Genomic DNA, 16684 nt, shown 5'->3' on the forward strand with positions numbered 1-16684 from the left:
CATTCCCCCTCCTGAAGTTTTGTCAAAACTGTCCTTTGGCCCACGCCCTAGCGGCCTTCTGCCGGGCCCCCGCAGGGCGTTGTCCACCCTGGCACCCTTCCTTTACAGCCGCTGCGATCTCTGCCTGGTTGTAACCCCAGGCCAGCATGAGGACCGCCCGGCCCTCGATCCCCATGAGCCTTTTCAGCACCTCACCCAGGGTCTACCTGGCCAACACCGCGTCCTCGAGGTCTGGAAACCCGCCGGATAGGACATCGGCGATCCTCAGATTCCCGTTTTCCTGCTCCCGAACCGGAACATCGAGCAGGCACTCCTTGCTCTCCCTAATTACCCGAGGTACGGAAAATCGAGCTTTCCCGTTTGCAACTTTTGATACACAGTCTCTACAGCTCGCCTTACTTCAGGCGACACCGGCAAACCAAAGGCAACTACCGCAGGCTGGATACCGACAAAACAGACTTCCGGAACCAGTTCTTTCAAGGCTGATATGAAGAATGACAAAGGTAACCGATGCGTGGACAAAATAAACTCGCAGGCAATATCACTTTCAGAAAGGAGCCGTATGCTCCCGGCCTGCAGGTTCATTTCGCAGACATCTACTACCACCACCGCTTCTGGTTTAAGATCACGCACTTGATGCAGGTAATTCTCCGGCACCGGCCCGCCGTTAATTACCTCCCACCCGGGGACGCGTTTTTCTTCTAGGAGCCGGGCCAGCAACGGCCCGGCTCCATCATCGCCCATCAGTTCGTTGCCTACAGTAATCACTAGCCCCTTCACTTAGCCTCACCACCAGATATATAGACGGTTCTTTTCCTATAGATTGGAGATGCTGGAGCAGGCAGCCGGCCCATTGCTTCTCTTCCGTAAGGAAACTGGAAGCAGCTCCCGCCAGTGCTGCTACTAATGGTGAAACATGCTCTTTATTTATCTCCAACTCTCCCCACCTGGCCAGGCCCTCCAGCTTGCTCCTGGCTTTACCCCGGGGCAGCTTGCTAATCCATTTAAAATAGTCCCCCTCTTCGATAACCATAACGGGCGACAAACAATCAACCACCCCTATATGGTGACCGATGGCCAGGGCATAATACTCCATTTGCTTAACCCGGGGCGGGGCGTCTTTTTCGTCCACAAACCTCTTGCATAACTTGTAGAATTTTACCTTACCCGGCATTACGGCCTCCACTCTCCATCTTCTCCATATAAATTTTGTGCAAGCTCAAAAAAACTTCGGCCAGTCGCGGGTCTTTCTCCTGCTTGATCAGCTCTTTAATCTTCCGGTCGACCGCCAGCGGGTCTCCTTCCCTGACGAACTCGATATATTGCGCGGCTATGCGCCGGCCATGCAGGTAACCGCTCAAACGGCGGGCCTCCTGCTCAATCTCTTTGGCCAGTTCGGGGCAAACTCCATCGTATTTCGGAACAACCCGGGTAACCTCCGTTTCTGCAAACTGCTCTCCTTTAATCTTTTGTTGGAGTAAATCCAGGGCCATAGCCATGCCGTACAACGTCGCTGCCGGAGTTGGAGGACAGCCGGGAATATATACATCTACAGGGAAAATGCTGTCAGCCCCTCCCCACACACTGTAACAGTCGTGAAAGATACCGCCGCTACAGCCACACGCGCCGTAGGCTACCACGATTTTGGGCTCGGGGGCCGCTTGATACGCCCGTATGGCCGGCAGCCGCATGGCCCTGGTCATGGGTCCGGTGTAGAGAAGAACATCGGCATGCCGGGGAGAGGCCACAACCTTCATCCCCAGCCTCTCCGGGTCGTAAACGGGAGAGATGGCAGCAAAAATTTCAATCTCACATCCATTACACCCCCCGCAGTCCACCCGGTAGATATAGACAGATCGTTTGATGACTTTCTTAAGCCTTGCCTTCAGCTCTGCCAGTTTTACTTCCTGGTCCATCTTACTGCCTCCCTCCCGGCATCCTGCCCGGGCGCCCGAGGGCTCCGGTTGCGCTCGCCGCCTGCCGGCGCCGGCACTCCGGGCATACCTTCAGGAGCTGTTTCCAGCCTTCATGGCCGCTCTCCAGCAATCCTACCTGCTTGAGGCTAACCAGCACGTATTCCAGTTCGCGACAGGGTGCAAAATATTCGCCACAGGAGATGCACTTACAAAGCTGGAGCTCAGCCCGGCAGTACAGGTCCTCCTTTCTGGCGGCGGCCAATTCAAACTCTGCTGAGAGAGCGATGGCTCCTGTAGGGCATACTTCATCGCAGCGGCCGCAGAAAATGCAGCGGCCGTAGTTTATATTCCAGGACTTAACCCCCCGCTCTAAATCGCAGTCCATGGTAATGGCATTGGACGGGCAAGCAGTAGCACAGGCGCCGCACGCTATACACCGGCTAAAGTCGTAAACCGGTTTGCCACGAAAACCAGGTGCCACCTCTACCGGTTTAAAGGGATACTCAACAGTAGCCTCCCCGACCTGTAGCGCTTTTCTTAGCAATTTTAGCATCCTGGGAATCCCCCTTCCTTTTGCTCGCTTATAGCCGCACTAAGGTTTTAGCGGCGAGTATTTCCTTTCCCGGCAGTACCGTTCCAGCTCCTTATATTCAATCGTCCTCGCCTTCTTTTTACGCACATCGACCACTGTAACCCTTTCAGCGCAGGAATAGCAGGGGTCGATGCTGGCCACGATGAGAGGGGCATCGGACACCGTATTACCCCGAAACATATACCTGAGGGACGGCCAGTTATTATAGGTAGAAGCTCGCGCCCTCCACCGGTACACCTGCTGATTGTTTCCTGTCATTACCCAGTGGACATTTTCTCCCCTGGGGGCTTCAGTATATCCGAGCGCGAAGGTGTACGGTTTATAAGCAAACCCTTCCACGAGGACCGGCCCGGGAGGCATTTCGGCCAGGCACCTCTCAATGATTTTTAAGGACTCATAAAGCTCTGCCGCCCGCACCAGTTCCCTGGAAAGAACGTCGCATCCATCCCTGGAAATAACATCCCAGGGAACCCGATCGTAGGCACCGTAGGGATGGTCAGCCCGCGTATCCCGGGCATACCCGGAACCCCGCATATTAGGCCCCACCGGGCTGAAGTCCCGGGCAACCCCAGGGTCCAGGCGTCCTACCCCCCGGGTTCGTGAGATAAAGTTGGTGGTATTCAGCAGCAAGTCAAGGAGTTCATCCAGTTCGACCCGGATCTCTGCGATTAGTCGCAAAACCTGGTTCCTTTCTTCTTTTAAAATATCCCGGCGCACGCCGCCAATAAGGTTCATGCCGTAGGTTTTACGGCCACCGGTAAGAATTTCGGCCATCTGCATGGCCTTCTCCCTTAGCCGGAAGAAATGCATAAAACCCGCATCGAAACCCACCAGGTGGGCCGCCAGCCCCAGATTCAGGAGGTGGCTGTGCATCCTCTCCACCTCCAGCAGGATGGTGCGGATATACTGGGCCCGCGGCGGTACCTCAATCCCATTGGCAGTTTCCACCGCCGACGCGTACGCCACGCTATGGGTGTAACCGCAGATGCCGCAGATCCGCTCGGCCAGGAAAGTAACCTGGTCGTAGTCCATGCGGTTCTCGGCCAGTTTCTCGATCCCCCGGTGCACGTAGAAAAGGCGGTAGTCGGCGTCCACTATATACTCGCCGTCGACATAGAGCCGGAAGTGCCCTGGCTCGTCGGAAGTAATGTGCAGCGGCCCCAGGGGTACCTCGACAATACCCTCCCCTTCTACTTCGATAAACTTGTAGTTTTCTTCCTCTGCCACCGGGTCGGGGCGGAAGCGGTAATCCATGGCGTCCTTCCGCAGTGGATACAGGTTGTCCGGCCAGTCATCGGGCAATACCAGCCTCCGCGCATCCGGGAGGCCCACCGGCTCCAGGCCGAACATATCCCGCACCTCCCGCTCGTACCATACGGCGGCCGGCACCCGCGGGGTCACCGAAGGAAACTCCGGTTTATGGGAAGGAACCAGGGCCTTCACCGTCAACCAGAAGTTTTTATCGGAATCCCTCTCTTTTTCGATGGATAAAACGTAGTACACCGCAAAGTGGCCGTTCAAGCCGCGCTCATCATTGCCGACAACACTGGAGAGCCACCCTCCCTGCCGGTAATATGCCTCTTCCACAATTTCCGGGAGGGAGCTAAGTTCGACCGTCAGGGTTACCTGGTCCGGTGTTTGCCAGGCCTCGGCAAGAATTGCCGCCCCGAACTTAGACCGCAAGGCCTCCACGGATTTTTTCCCGTCCTGTCCGGGTTTCATTTCATTTTGCATGCTACTGGCAGCCTCCTTTACCCCTAGCCTAACAGGATAAAAACAATGTACTGGGAAATCACGGTCATGATCATGAGCAGGGCGAGAACAAATTTGATCGCCAGAGGCGGTTCAGCCGCACCGGCAACTACCTCCGAGGGTGCCCCCAGGACGTTCGCTCCCATCCACTTCAGGAACCAGATGAAACTGCCAACGGATTCAATAACCGTAACGATAATCAGGGCAAGGATCAGGGGGTAGTGCCTGCCAATCTCAAAACCGCTAATTATGATCATAAATTTACTAAAAAAACCATTAAAAGGGGGAACGCCGGCAATGGCCATAGCAGCCGCAATATAACCCAAACCCACCACCGGGATTTTATTTAGAATTCCCTTGAGCCTCGAGAGCAGGCGGGTACCGGTTGTATAGGACAGCGTACCGGCAACCAGGAAGAAGAGCCCCTTAGCAAAAGCGTGGTTGAAGATGTGGGCCACTGCTCCGTTAAAGGCCATCCTGGAGCCGTAGATGGAAATGGAGATCGCCAGGAAAATATAAGAGAGCTGGGTGATGGTCGAGTAGGCCAGGAGTCGCTTCATATCATCCTGCGGGAAATACATGATAAAACCGTAGATCATGGTGACCACAGCCATGATGGCCCCGGCCTGGCCGATCACCTGGGGAACCGACCCCGTTGCCAGGACGGTCCGGGCAAAGATGTAGACGCCGACCTTAACCATCGAAGCGGCATGCAAATAGGCGCTCACCGGGGTCGGCGCCACCATCGCCCGGGGGAGCCAGGGATGAAAAGGAAGCTGGGCGGACTTACCCCAGCAGGCGATCAGGATTCCGGTAAAGGCAATGGTTTTCCCGGCGTCCGTTAATTTATTAAGGGCGGTCACCGCGAAGCTGCCGGTGTTTACATAGAGATAGGCAGTAGCCACATAGAGTCCCAGCGCGGCGGTGTGAGTGAGTATAATCGCCCAGAGGGCGGAATTCCGGGATTTTTGATCCCCGTAAAATCCGATCAACCCCCACGAGCAGAGACCGGTCATTTCAAAGAAGAACAGGAGCCCGAGGAGCGTGGAAGAGAAGACTACGCCCGCCATAGAGCCGATAAAAAGCAGCATGAGGGCGTAAAACCGGGGAACCCCTTCTTTAATAGGATGCTCTTTGTTGTCAGGGCTCATGTACCCGGCCGAGTAGGTGCAGATCAGCCAGCCGAGAAAAACTACCATGAAGTTGACCAGGACGCTGAGGGTATCTATAGTGACACCGTAGTAGTTAATACCGTTTAAAGTAACCAGTTCCCGGGTGAAGCTCGCGCGGTTGAACGCAAAAGCGATCAGTAAAAGCAAACCGCTGGTAAAAGCCAGGAGGGAGAAAATCTGGCTTGCCTTTTTCACGTGTCGCTCCGGTAAAAATAGGACCAGGGGGCTTCCTAATACCGGCAGCAAAATGCTTCCCAGCGCATACCAAATCATCTAAATGGCACCTCCAGTATCCCTCATTGATGGGATCGACCTTTTGCTGACAATTTTATTTACCTCCCAGGACAACGCTGACTGCGCCCTGCAGTAATTGATTTAGCGGGGCCGGTACATGTATCCCCAGCCCGGCCATGAGCACGAACAGGATCCCGAGGGGCAACAAGCACAGCCACCCGGCGTCACCCCGGGGTAGGTCCTCCGGAGGAAAACCGAGAACCGTGTCGCTTATAAGGATAATAAATGCGACAAAAACGATCACCAGAAGGACAAGAAAGAGTATCATCGGCCAGAAATACCCACCTTGCAGTCCGGCCGCCAGGGTCATAAGCTCGCTTACGAAGATGCTGAAAGGCGGTGCACCGACCACAGCAAGAAGGCCGGCCATGAACATAAAACCAGTAAAGGGGGCCACCTTTAGCATTCCCCGGATCTTCTGGGCGTCCCTGGTACCATACTTGCGAGCCACATTGCCCACCGTGCAGAACAAAAGGGATTTAGTGAGGCTATGGTTGATGACGTGAAAGAGCGCGGCAAGTATTCCCAGCGACCCTCCTGCGCCCAGGCCGGTGGCGATGATGCCTACATGCTCAACACTACTGTAAGCCAGCTTCCTTTTGATGTCGTTCTGCACCAGGATGAAGAAAGCCGCGACACCCACCGAGAGAAGGCCGAAGATGAGGAGCAGGGTCTGGGGGAATTCCTTGCCGACGGCCTGCAAGGTAATGGGATAATATCTTAATATACCAAATAACACGCACTTCATCAGTACACCCGACAGCAGGGCGCTAACCGGGCTCGGGGCCTCGCTGTAGGTGTCGGGCAACCAGGTGTGCATAGGAACCAGGCCGACCTTGGCGCCGTAACCGATCAAGATGAAGACAAAGGCCAGTTTCATCACCTGCGGGTCGAGTCCCCGGGCCATCCCTGCTAACTCAGTCCATAGCATCGCCTTGTGGGCGTCCTGCACCACAGCAAAGGCACTGGAGTAGGTCAGGATGGTCCCGTACAGGGCAAAGGCCAGGCCGACGCTACAGATCAGGACGTACTTCCAGACAGCTTCCGCCGCAGTCTTATGTTTATAGAACCCGACCAGGAAGGCCGAGCCCAGGGTGGTTGCTTCTATCGCAACCCACATAATAGCAATATTGTTAGATATAGCAGCAAGAACCATCGTCAACAAAAGTAGATGGTAAAAACCGTAATAAAAGCAGGCGCCCTTCGCATCAACCTGGCCCTGCGCCAGGTCATGTCGCAAATATCCTATAGAGTAAAAGCCGTCCAGAAACCCTACCACCCCGATGATAAGAACCAGGAGCGCCGTGAGGCCGTCGGCGTAAAGCATCCCGTCCATGGCCAGCAGCGTTTGTCCCCTAAGGACATACTGCACCAGCAGCAAGGAGAGAAGAGCCACGCTACTAATCCCGGCCAGGTGCACAACCTCCACCATGCGCCGGGACCTTATCCCAAAAGCCAGCAGGGCCGTTCCCAGGGGCACCGCGGGCAAGTAGAATAAAATATTCTCCCCCACTTCTATCACCTAACCCTTTAGTAGTGTGAACTTATCCGTATCCAGGGTGCCGAAGACCTTGAAGAGGCGCCTGGCTATGATAGTCATGATCAGGACTGCAAAAACCGCATCGGTCAGGATGCCGATTTCTACCGTCTCGGGGGCGTTGTAAGCCATGATGGCCAGGGTCAAATGCGAGCCGTTTTCCATCAGGCAATAGCCCAATATCTGCTTGAGGGCATTTCTTCTAGCAAGTATGCAGAGCAACCCGAGGAGAAAATGGGCTATAGAAACCGCCAGCGCAACCTTCAACTTTAGTACCGCATGCATATGAAAAGGCTCGACTATCACGAACGATAAAGCCACCAGGCCCACCGCAAGAAAAATAGACGAGCTTGTCTCCAGTGCCGGCCCCTCCTCTTCCTGGTTCCCTACCGTTTTGAGGGTCCTGATGATGAGGCAGGGCACCAGGAAAGTCTTGGTAATGAGGGCAGTAATGGACCAGATGTACAGCGGTTCCGCCTGCATAAATACGGCCAGAGACAGAAAAATCGCCACCAGGACCAGGGACTGGATACTGTACATGTACGCCGCCCTCCGGAGCTTTCTGGTTTCCACCACCAGCATCGAGGTCAGGATGAGCAGCACAGCCAGGGCGTTGACTACGCTAGTACCGGACACTATCAGATCCCCTCCCGCTTCTATTAAACATTGGCCAGGTAGAAAACGAAGGACAGCAAGGCTATGCCGAAAGCCACCCAGGTTACTGCGGGGGCCTTAAAAAGGAGGAATCTGGCCATGCTGTTTTCCAGCAGGGCAGCGATCGCGTAAAAACCGGCAACCTTCAATAAGAAGACAGCCGTGGATACCAGGAGGGAGGAAGTACTGACCACCGCCGCGCTCCCAAAGGGGAAGAAAACGGCCAGAAACAGGGCGATCACCACAACCTGCTTCATATACAAACCCCATTTCAGGAGGGCCAGGGAGCGACCGGAATATTCCGTAAGGGGTCCCTCCTGGATCTCCTGTTCTGCTTCCGCCAGGTCAAAGGGCAGCTTGCCGGTTTCGATGAAGGTGGCGACAGCAAAGGAAGCCATGGCCAGCCAGACTGCCGGGCTAAAATATGATATCTCACCGGCCGCCACCTTCTGGCTGATTGTTCCCAGATCGGTCGTCCCGGCGAGAAGGGCGACCACGAACAGCACCAGGATAATAGTTGGCTCTACGAGGACGGCCAGGGCCATCTCCCGGCTGGCCCCTATTCCGGCGAACCCGCTGCCGGAATCCAGACCTGCAAGGGCAAAGAAGAAGCGGACCACGGTGAACAGGTAAACGACAGCGATGAGATCACCGGCCATCCCCAGGGGCGACTGCAGGGTTAAAATCGGAATCACCATGGCAATGAGCAGGGTGGTTGCCATAACCACATAGGGAGTAAACCGGAAGACCCAGCTGGCCTGGGCAGGCACCACCTCTTGCCTTTTGATGAGTTTAAAGATATCCCGGTAGTTCTGCAAAATGCCAGGACCTTTCCTGGAGTGCAGCTTTGCCCTTAAAGTGCGGGAAAAGCCAGTAAAAAGAGGTGCTACCAGCAGGACGAGCAAGGCCTGCGCCAGGCCGATGGGGAGCAACTCGTTACCGGGCATCTTTCTCTCCTCCTATCTGACCGTTGCTACCAGCAGGACTACGAGCGTTACGATTATATACAGGCAATACAGCCGGACATTCCCTATCTGGAGGGCTTGCACCCGTTTACCCAGACGTACCGTACCCCGTAACAGGGGACCGTAGAGGTAATTTTTCCACAGCGACTCCACACGGGCGACGTAGACCACTGCTTCCTTGCCATACGCCGCAATGGTATAGCCCGGCCTCGCGAGGGTGGTCCTTAGCAAATAGGCCGGGCGGAAAAGCACCCGCAATGGCTGGGCAAAGGCGGTAGCCGCGTACACCATCCGCGGTGAGTACTTATATCCGCATGCCCACGGCTCGGCATCGATCCGCCGCCCGGCCTGCATCCCACCTTGCATCCCGGCAATTAACAGGGGTAACGTGACAAACCCCACCAGGAGAAGGGCAATGAGGGGCGGGGAGAGCATGGCCCGGGCGCTGCTTGCCGGAAATACCAGCAACCCGTCACTTACCCGGACCGGAGAGGTGCCCAGCAACGCCGAGGCCACATTGCCAATATAAGGAGCAACAACCGGTGCGCCCAGCCCGAGGGCAATGCAGCCAGCCGCCAGAATCGCCGTCCCGGCAAGCATCGGCACCGGCACTTCCCTTGCCTCCCGGGCGCGATTACTGCGCCAAGGACCGGTAAAAGTAACCCCATAGGCTTTTACAAAACACATCGCCGCCAGGGCGCCCGTTAGAGCGAGCATGATTGCCAAAAGGGGTGACAGCACTTTGACCGCCAGGAGGCTGCTGGTGCTCGCCATGAACAGGGACTGGTAGGTAAACCATTCACTGACAAATCCGTTGAGAGGGGGAATAGCCGCGATGGCCAGAGCACCGGTCAAAAAAGCCAACCCGGTCCACGGCATTCGCCTGGCCAGCCCGCCCATCTCCTCCATGTTTTTGGTGTGGAGGCGATAGATTACCGAGCCTGCCCCGAGAAAAAGGAGGCCTTTAAAGGCAGCATGGTTTACCAGGTGATAGAGCCCCGCCAAGATGCCGAGCACTCCCAGAACGGGTTCTCCCCTGGCTATGCCAATCATGCCAGCACCGATGCCCATCAGGATGATCCCCACGTTTTCGATACTGGAATAGGCCAACAGCCGCTTGAGATCGTTTTCATTTATTGCGTAAAGCACACCCAGAACCGCCGAGATTGCTCCGAAGGCCAGGACCGTAAGGCCCCACCACCAAACGGAAGCGCCGAGGAAATCGACACTGACCCTGAGTATGCCGTAGATAGCGGTTTTAATCATTACACCCGACATGAGGGCGGAAACGTTGGAAGGAGCCGCAGGGTGAGCCCGCGGCAGCCAGAAGTGGAGTGGCATAATACCGGCTTTGGCCCCGAACCCGAAGAAAGCCAGCAAGAAGGCCAGGTGTTTGGTAGCCGGCGGAAGGTTTGCACTGCGGAAGGAAGCAAAATCAAAAGTGCCCGTATGGATAAAAAATATAATGAATGACAGCATAATCATTACTGCTCCGGCGTGGGCCACCAGGAAATAGATAAATCCGGCATTGACACTCTCCGGGTTTTCCTGGTCGAAACTAACCAGGAAATAGGAAACCAGGGTCATCAGCTCCCAAAAAACGAGAAAATAGAAGGCGTCGCCGCTAGCAACCACCAGGACCATGGACGCAAGGAAAATGTTATTCAAAAAGCCCAGTACCCCGGCGCCCCTCCCGGCATACTCCTCCTGATAAGCAAGGGAGTAAATAGCTGTAGCGGCGGCCAGCAGCGAAATGACCAGCACCATAAAGGCAGAAAGGAGATCGACCCGGATAACAAAGGGCGCAAAGGGAATAAACCCCACCGCTGCCATTGTAAAGCCCGTACCACGAGCGAAGACCGGGATGGCCGCAGCCATCCCGGCACTCGCTGCCACAAAGGCGCTTATTCCAGAAGCATAGTTGGCAATTTTACCGGCTCTGTTCAGCGCCAGGGAGGCAACTGCTCCGGCGACATACAGGAGAATGGACAGCAGAAATAACTGCTGAACGATCATTTAGCCTTACCTCCCGCCCCTCTAAATGACACTACATCAGCAACAACAGCACTTCTTCCGAGCTTGCTCAGTTTCAAGCCACGAGGCGGGGAAGGGGGCTTCCCCACCCCGCCCCTGCCCTGAACCGCTATCTAAATGAAACAGCGGCCGCCAGGCGCCGTTCGGCTTCAAACTCCTCCACGGTCTGGAAGACCAGGGCCCCGGTGGGGCAGGCTCGCACGCAGGCCGGTACGCCCTCCTCATCCAGGCACTCCCGGTCGCACTTTACGGCCTTACCTTCGCCCCGGCCCACTGCACCGAAGGGGCAGGCCATGGCACACATCCAGCAACCGATGCACCGGCGCAAGGCGACCACGTTGACGCCGTCTTCCCGCCTGTGCATCGCGCCGGTGATGCAGACGGCCACGCAAGGCGGCTCCTCGCATTGCCGGCAGACGGCCGGGGCTTTCACCCTGCCTACCTGGTCCACATAGAGGCGCTTCTGCGGCCTTTCGCCCCCCAGTAGGGCCCCAAACAGATTCCGGGCCGCGGTGTGGCTCACGGCGCAAGCCAGCTCACAGGAACGGCAGCCCGTACACCGTTCATAACGAACAAAGATCTCCTTCCGTTTCATCGCCGGGCACCTCCCGGGACGTTGAGCCCCAGACCGGCCCGGCGCTCGTCGATGGCCGCCAGGAGCTTCTGGCCCGCAGACTCGGGATCGGGTTCCACGATGAAGTAACCGCCGGTCAAGTCCCGGACTTTATCCGTCAGCACCTGGGTGACGTAGCGGCTACCCACCACCGGCAACATGACCCCCACGTGGGTGGGGATACCGAGGGTCACCGCCCAGGTGCCGATGGCGACCGCTTTTTCAGCCGTCGCCTCAGGGGCCGAAGCGACCACGGGAAGTTGATCCGTGTCCACACCCAGCCGATTGGCCAGGGGCACCGCCAGGGCCACCGCCCGCGAGGTGTCCACGCAGGAGCCTACATGCAGCACCGGCGGCAGGGGCCCGCCCAGGCCGTTGGCCTCGCCGATGGCCGTCAGGACCGCCTTCAAGCCTTCCCCGCACACCTCATCCACACTGGCCGGGTCCATAAACCCGTGGCGCATGAGCGCCCCCGCGCCGCAGCCGGAGGCTAGAACCAACACGTTCTCCTTCAGGAGGCGGCGGGCCATGGTGACGAAGTTCCTATCTTGCGGAACCTTGACGTTGTTGCATCCGCAGAAGAGGCACACCCCGCGAATGTTGCCGGCGACGATGTTGTCAAGCAAAGGCTTAAGGGGATCGTCGGCATTCAACTTAGAGAGGGCGTTTATGATGGCTTCCGCGGAGAAGCCCGCCACCACTTTGGACCTGTTCTGCGGTATGTCCACCGGCTTACCCCGGCGCCGGGTGAAGGCCTCGATGGCGTGGCGAATGATCTCCCGGGCGATCTCTTTAGCCCTTTCTTCAGCGAAGGGGATGTGGATCGCACCGGGGATCTTCATGGTTTCCATGGTGGTGATCAGTCTGGTCCCCATGCACTCTGCCACCGTAGCAAGAGAGGGCATGATGCACTGGTAATCCATCACGACGGCATCGAGGGCGCCGGTGATCAGGGCCATCTCCTGGCTGAGGGAATGGGTGCAGGACGGGATGCCGTGGCGCATCAGCACCTCGTTGCCGGTGCAGCAGATGCCCACCACATTCACACCCCCGGCGCCGGCTGCCTTGGCTTCCGGCTTCATCTCTTCGGCTACTTGGACGATGATTTCGGATAAAACCGGGTTGTGGCCGTGGACCGCCACGTTAACCATGTCCGCCTTGAGGACCCCTAAATTGGCCTCACTGACCACGGGCTGGGGCGTGCCGAAGAGGATGTCGGACAAGTCGGTACCCATGTGGCAACCCGCAAAGTCCGTAAGGGAGCAACGTATCCCCGCCTGGAGGAGGTTAATCGGGTCTGCGTCACAGCCGTAATGCGTCCGGTGCATAATATCGGCGATCTCGTAGTCTATCCCCTTAGGCATCAAGCCTCGTTCCATAAGGAGCTTGCTCCGCTTCTCGGTCACCGTGGTGGCCACCCACGTGACCGGCGCTTCCGTTGCTTTCTCGTTAAAGTCCGCCAGAGCCGCCTCGGCAACGGCCAGGCCAATCTCGGCCTCGCTCCTGCCTTCCGTGGGAATGCCGAGACGTTCAGCCACTTTGCGGAGCTTGGCTTTGTCTTTAATGGCGTAGTCCGGTGCCTTACCCCGAACCGCCTTTTTCAAGGTGTGGGCAATGTGCTTCGCATGGCCCGAGTGGGACGCCCCGCCGGCCGCGATGGCGCGATCCAGGCCTCGCGCGACGATGACGTCCGCCGTAGCCCCGCAAATCCCCGCCTTGGGCTCGCCACCAAAAGGATCTATACGGCAGGGGCCCTGCAGGCAGTGCCGGCAACACAGCCCGGTTTCCCCAAAGCCGCACTGGGGAAGCATCGCCTGGTAGCGATCCCAGACCGTCTCCACCTCCAGGCGCCCGGCCTTTTCCACCATCTCGCAAACCGCCGGGTCCAGAGAAACTTTACACGACTTGGCCATCAGCATCGACCTCCTTGAGGAATATGCGGCAACGCCGCAGTTTTGTAAACTTTATTACCTGCTTTCATATCAAAGCGTCAGCGGCCTTCCGTCCGGTCAACTTTCTGCAGCTACTGCAGCCCTGGAAACGCGGGGAGTAAAGGCCAGGGAACGGAGGGTTTCTGCAGCAACTATTCCTGCTGCACTCGTGCCCATTATCACATGTCACATCTAACCTCCACCCTTTATTTTTATGGTTATATTTGTTTTATTTGTTTATTTTTACAAGGAGAACCTCGTCCCCCTATGTCCGGGGCAATAGCCCGTCGGTTTAGCACCCTGGCAGCCAGCTCAGCTATACCTGCGGCGGTAAAAGACTGCTCACCGGCAAAGCCGGCAGCCTGGTCTAAAATTTCTGTTTGGAAAGGAATCAGGCCGATGACATCGCCTGGCGGCAGGTGGCTGAGGATAAATTCCTCATCCCGGGGTTGACGCAATTTGTTGCCTACAAACTTTATTTGCTTAATACCAAGTTCAGCGGCCAGTTTTTGGACGACCCGGGCGGTCTGGACGCTGACCAGGGTGGGCTCGGTAACAATCAGCATCAGATCTATCCCCCGGGCCGTACCCCGGGTCAGGTGCTCGATGCCAGCCCCCATATCCAGGACCACCATTTCCCGGTGTTTTAGGATTAGGGCATTAACCATGGCATTTAAGACGGCATTTTCCCGGCAATAGCAGGTCGATCCCCCGGGCTTGATGGCCCCCATTTTCAGAAAAAGGATATTTCCGTTCCTTATGGTATAATCCTGGAGCAGGCTATCTACTTCCGGGTTTAGAGAAAAGAAGGCGCCGCTGCCGCCGGTGCGTTCGGCAATCAATTCTCGCATCTCCACGATAGGTTTAATGGTACCGAGCCTTTCCTCGGGGAGCCCCAGAACCATACCCAGGCTGGTATCGGGATCGGCATCGACGGCGTATACCTGGTAACCCTGCCGGGCAAAATATTTAATTAAGCCGGCAGCGATGGTGGTCTTGCCGACGCCACCTTTCCCGGAAATGGCCAGCTTCACTTAAATACCTCCTCTGTTCAGCTTCTCTTCTGTCCCTTGCTATGCAAGGCTAACGCAGACATTATCCATACCAAAGGCCTTTACTTCACTCTGGCAATGGCCTTAAGTAAAATCGGAGTTATAAAATCAAGTGTTTAACCAAGATGAAATAACGCAAAAGCTACCTTTGTGTTCTATAGCAAAAAGCGTGCCAAAAGAAAAAGGCCGCCATAGCTTGACGGCCTAAGAACCTCGCTGTCAATTTAGTTTTACACGTTAAAAAGAGTTGACATTAATTTTTAAGCAAGCCATAGCTGGCCATTTTAGTATAGAGTGCCTGGCGGGAAAGGCCTAATGCCTTGGCGGCCCTTGTTTTTTCTCCGCCAAAAGCTTCCAGGGCCTGAATGATGGCCTCCTTTTCCGCTTCTATCCGGACTTTATAAAGGGGGGAGATCTCCCTCACCCTTTTCTTTTTACCATGATAGCCTATCGTGAGGTGATGGGGATGGATTTCCTGGGTTTCAGCCAGGATGGCAGCCCTCTCCAGGACATTTTCCAATTCCCGGACGTTACCCGGCCAAGAATAGCTTAGAAGGCACTCCATTGCGGCGGGAGTAAGCCGTAATTTTTTCCCATATTCTTTGTTTAGCCTTTGTAAAATGTCCTCTGCCAGGAGAGGTATGTCTTCCGGCCGCTCTTTAAGGGGTGGGAGCACTAGCGTGACCACATTTAAGCGGTAAAAGAGATCTTCCCGAAAACGGCCTTCATGTACCATTTTTTCCAAATCCTTGTTGGTAGCTGCTATCACCCGCACGTCTATTTTTCTGGTCCGGGTGCTCCCCAACCGCTCAATCTCTTTATCTTGCAAAACCCTCAAAAGCTTGGCTTGCATATTAAGGGGCATATCTCCGATTTCATCCAAAAAGATGGTCCCGCCGTGAGCCAGTTCAAACTTTCCGGGTTTGCCGCCCTTTTTAGCTCCAGTAAAAGCGCCTTCCTCATAACCGAAGAGTTCGGATTCTAGAAGTTCCGGTGGGATGGCTGCGCAGTCTACTTTTATTAAAGGCGCGTTACGGCGGGGACTTTCCTCATGGATAGCCTGGGCCAGGACCCCTTTTCCGGTACCGCTTTCTCCCAGGATGAGTACAGTAGCATTGCTCCCGGCTGCTTTCTGGGCCAGGCTTAAAACGTCCCTAAAATAGTGATTTAAAGTCCGGATGTGGCGGAAATTGAAGAGGCACCCAGCGGGCTTGAAGTTTTCAGGGTTATGGCCGACTCTGGCTTCTACTTTTTTAAGCTGTTCCAGGAGAAGACGTACAGGCTCGTTTTCATCGGAAAAAAACTGGTACAGCACACCCTCTATTTCTGATTGGATCCAAAGAGGCGTTCCTATGACGATGATAGTATTCCCCTTTGTTTTCTGGAATTCCCATACCCGTGGTCTGCCGGATTGGATTATTTCGGAGTATTGGGCTAAAGGGATTACTTCTTCCAACATGCGGCCTTGCACCCTTTGACCTGTAATACCCAGTATTTGGAGGCCGGCCTTATTTATCCCTACCACTCTCCCCTGGTTATCGGTAATCACCAGTCCCAGGGGTATTATATGGAAGATGGCTTCCCCGATGCTTAAAGGGAACCCTTTTACCTCTTTTTCGGACCCGAGGGTAGCCTGGCGGTAGCTTCTAGTTGCCAGCAAAGCCTGGAAGGTAAGATCTTTAAGCAATCTATTGTTTTTTTCGAGGGGAAAGAAGGAATAAGGCTCATCAAGACCAGAAACAGGGGATATGGTTGCTTCCATCTGGCAATAATGTTCCCCTGTCCCCCAGCATTTGGTTTCTTCGACCTCTATTCTTTTTTTAAAGAGTTTGTTGAGAGCCCCGGCGAGCAGGCCCCCTTCCAAATAGCATAATTGCTGGCCTACAGGCGGAAAATGAGAACAAGTGAAACATTCATTCCATTTAACGGTTATTTTACCGCCTTTTACACTTTTCAACTTAAGGTTTCCTACTCCCAGGGCGCTTATTTTATCCGGTATTTCTTCCAGGTCGTTTACAGGAAGCTGCCTGCCAATAGAATAGCCCGCCCGGTAATAAACTGTATTCTCCGGGGTACTGGCTAGCATACCTTTTCTCCCCCCAGCGTCCATTTTTGCTTCCGCTCAATTCCATTCTATCCTGTAAGATATGAAAAGTAAAGAAGAAGGTGAGA

15 protein-coding genes are annotated in these 16684 nt (G+C 55.4%); all 15 read right to left on the minus strand.

The features are described from left to right. Positions 1-22: 22 nt before the first annotated feature. The 15 genes from MOST_RS17455 to MOST_RS16230 all read right to left on the minus strand — a co-directional run bounded on the left by MOST_RS17455 (position 23) and on the right by MOST_RS16230 (position 16598). Entirely contained in the window at positions 23-190 is a 168-nt protein-coding gene (locus MOST_RS17455) for a hypothetical protein (protein ID WP_157049479.1), read from the minus strand. Positions 191-327: 137 nt separating this feature from the next. Further along, positions 328-780, minus strand: coding sequence for a hydrogenase maturation peptidase HycI (hycI, locus tag MOST_RS16165; RefSeq protein ID WP_054936704.1), 453 nt, complete (start codon positions 778-780; stop codon positions 328-330). Continuing rightward, positions 734-1174, minus strand: a complete 441-nt coding sequence (locus MOST_RS16170; RefSeq protein ID WP_054936705.1) for a formate hydrogenlyase maturation HycH family protein — start codon at positions 1172-1174, stop codon at positions 734-736. The genes hycI and MOST_RS16170 overlap by 47 nt, the downstream gene beginning before the upstream one ends. Next, on the minus strand, positions 1164-1916 hold the full coding sequence (locus MOST_RS16175) for an NADH-quinone oxidoreductase subunit B family protein (RefSeq protein WP_054936706.1): 753 nt from the start codon (positions 1914-1916) through the stop codon (positions 1164-1166). The genes MOST_RS16170 and MOST_RS16175 overlap by 11 nt, the downstream gene beginning before the upstream one ends. Position 1917: 1 nt before the next feature. Further along, positions 1918-2469: a formate hydrogenlyase complex iron-sulfur subunit gene (locus MOST_RS16180; protein ID WP_054936707.1), complete on the minus strand. Its 552-nt coding sequence runs from the start codon at positions 2467-2469 to the stop codon at positions 1918-1920. A 39-nt stretch (positions 2470-2508) separates the two neighbouring features. After that, positions 2509-4242, minus strand: coding sequence for a hydrogenase large subunit (locus MOST_RS16185; protein ID WP_054936708.1), 1734 nt, complete (start codon positions 4240-4242; stop codon positions 2509-2511). 23 nt (positions 4243-4265) lie between these two features. Beyond that, on the minus strand, positions 4266-5705 hold the full coding sequence (locus MOST_RS16190) for a hydrogenase 4 subunit D (protein WP_054936709.1): 1440 nt from the start codon (positions 5703-5705) through the stop codon (positions 4266-4268). A gap of 55 nt (positions 5706-5760) precedes the next feature. After that, entirely contained in the window at positions 5761-7239 is a 1479-nt protein-coding gene (locus tag MOST_RS16195; RefSeq protein ID WP_181950125.1) for a hydrogenase 4 subunit F, read from the minus strand. A gap of 9 nt (positions 7240-7248) precedes the next feature. Then, a complete protein-coding gene (gene hyfE / locus MOST_RS16200) occupies positions 7249-7899 on the minus strand; it encodes a hydrogenase 4 membrane subunit (protein ID WP_054936711.1) in 651 nt (216 codons plus the stop codon). Positions 7900-7922: 23 nt separating this feature from the next. Beyond that, on the minus strand, positions 7923-8864 hold the full coding sequence (locus MOST_RS16205; RefSeq protein ID WP_054936712.1) for a respiratory chain complex I subunit 1 family protein: 942 nt from the start codon (positions 8862-8864) through the stop codon (positions 7923-7925). A 12-nt stretch (positions 8865-8876) separates the two neighbouring features. Further along, positions 8877-10898: a hydrogenase 4 subunit B gene (gene hyfB / locus MOST_RS16210; RefSeq protein ID WP_054936713.1), complete on the minus strand. Its 2022-nt coding sequence runs from the start codon at positions 10896-10898 to the stop codon at positions 8877-8879. 127 nt (positions 10899-11025) lie between these two features. Further along, a complete protein-coding gene (locus MOST_RS16215) occupies positions 11026-11511 on the minus strand; it encodes a 4Fe-4S dicluster domain-containing protein (RefSeq protein ID WP_054936714.1) in 486 nt (161 codons plus the stop codon). Beyond that, positions 11508-13442: an anaerobic carbon-monoxide dehydrogenase catalytic subunit gene (gene cooS / locus MOST_RS16220; protein ID WP_054936715.1), complete on the minus strand. Its 1935-nt coding sequence runs from the start codon at positions 13440-13442 to the stop codon at positions 11508-11510. The genes MOST_RS16215 and cooS overlap by 4 nt, the downstream gene beginning before the upstream one ends. A 236-nt stretch (positions 13443-13678) precedes the next feature. Beyond that, positions 13679-14494 (minus strand): ATP-binding protein, encoded by an 816-nt coding sequence (locus tag MOST_RS16225; protein ID WP_083476615.1) that lies wholly within the window; start codon positions 14492-14494, stop codon positions 13679-13681. A gap of 271 nt (positions 14495-14765) precedes the next feature. Further along, positions 14766-16598, minus strand: a complete 1833-nt coding sequence (locus MOST_RS16230) for a sigma 54-interacting transcriptional regulator (RefSeq protein ID WP_054936716.1) — start codon at positions 16596-16598, stop codon at positions 14766-14768. Positions 16599-16684: the final 86 nt, after the last annotated feature.

The organism is Neomoorella stamsii (assembly GCF_002995805.1).
GTDB classification, from domain to species: Bacteria; Bacillota; DSM-521; order Neomoorellales; family Neomoorellaceae; genus Neomoorella; species Neomoorella stamsii.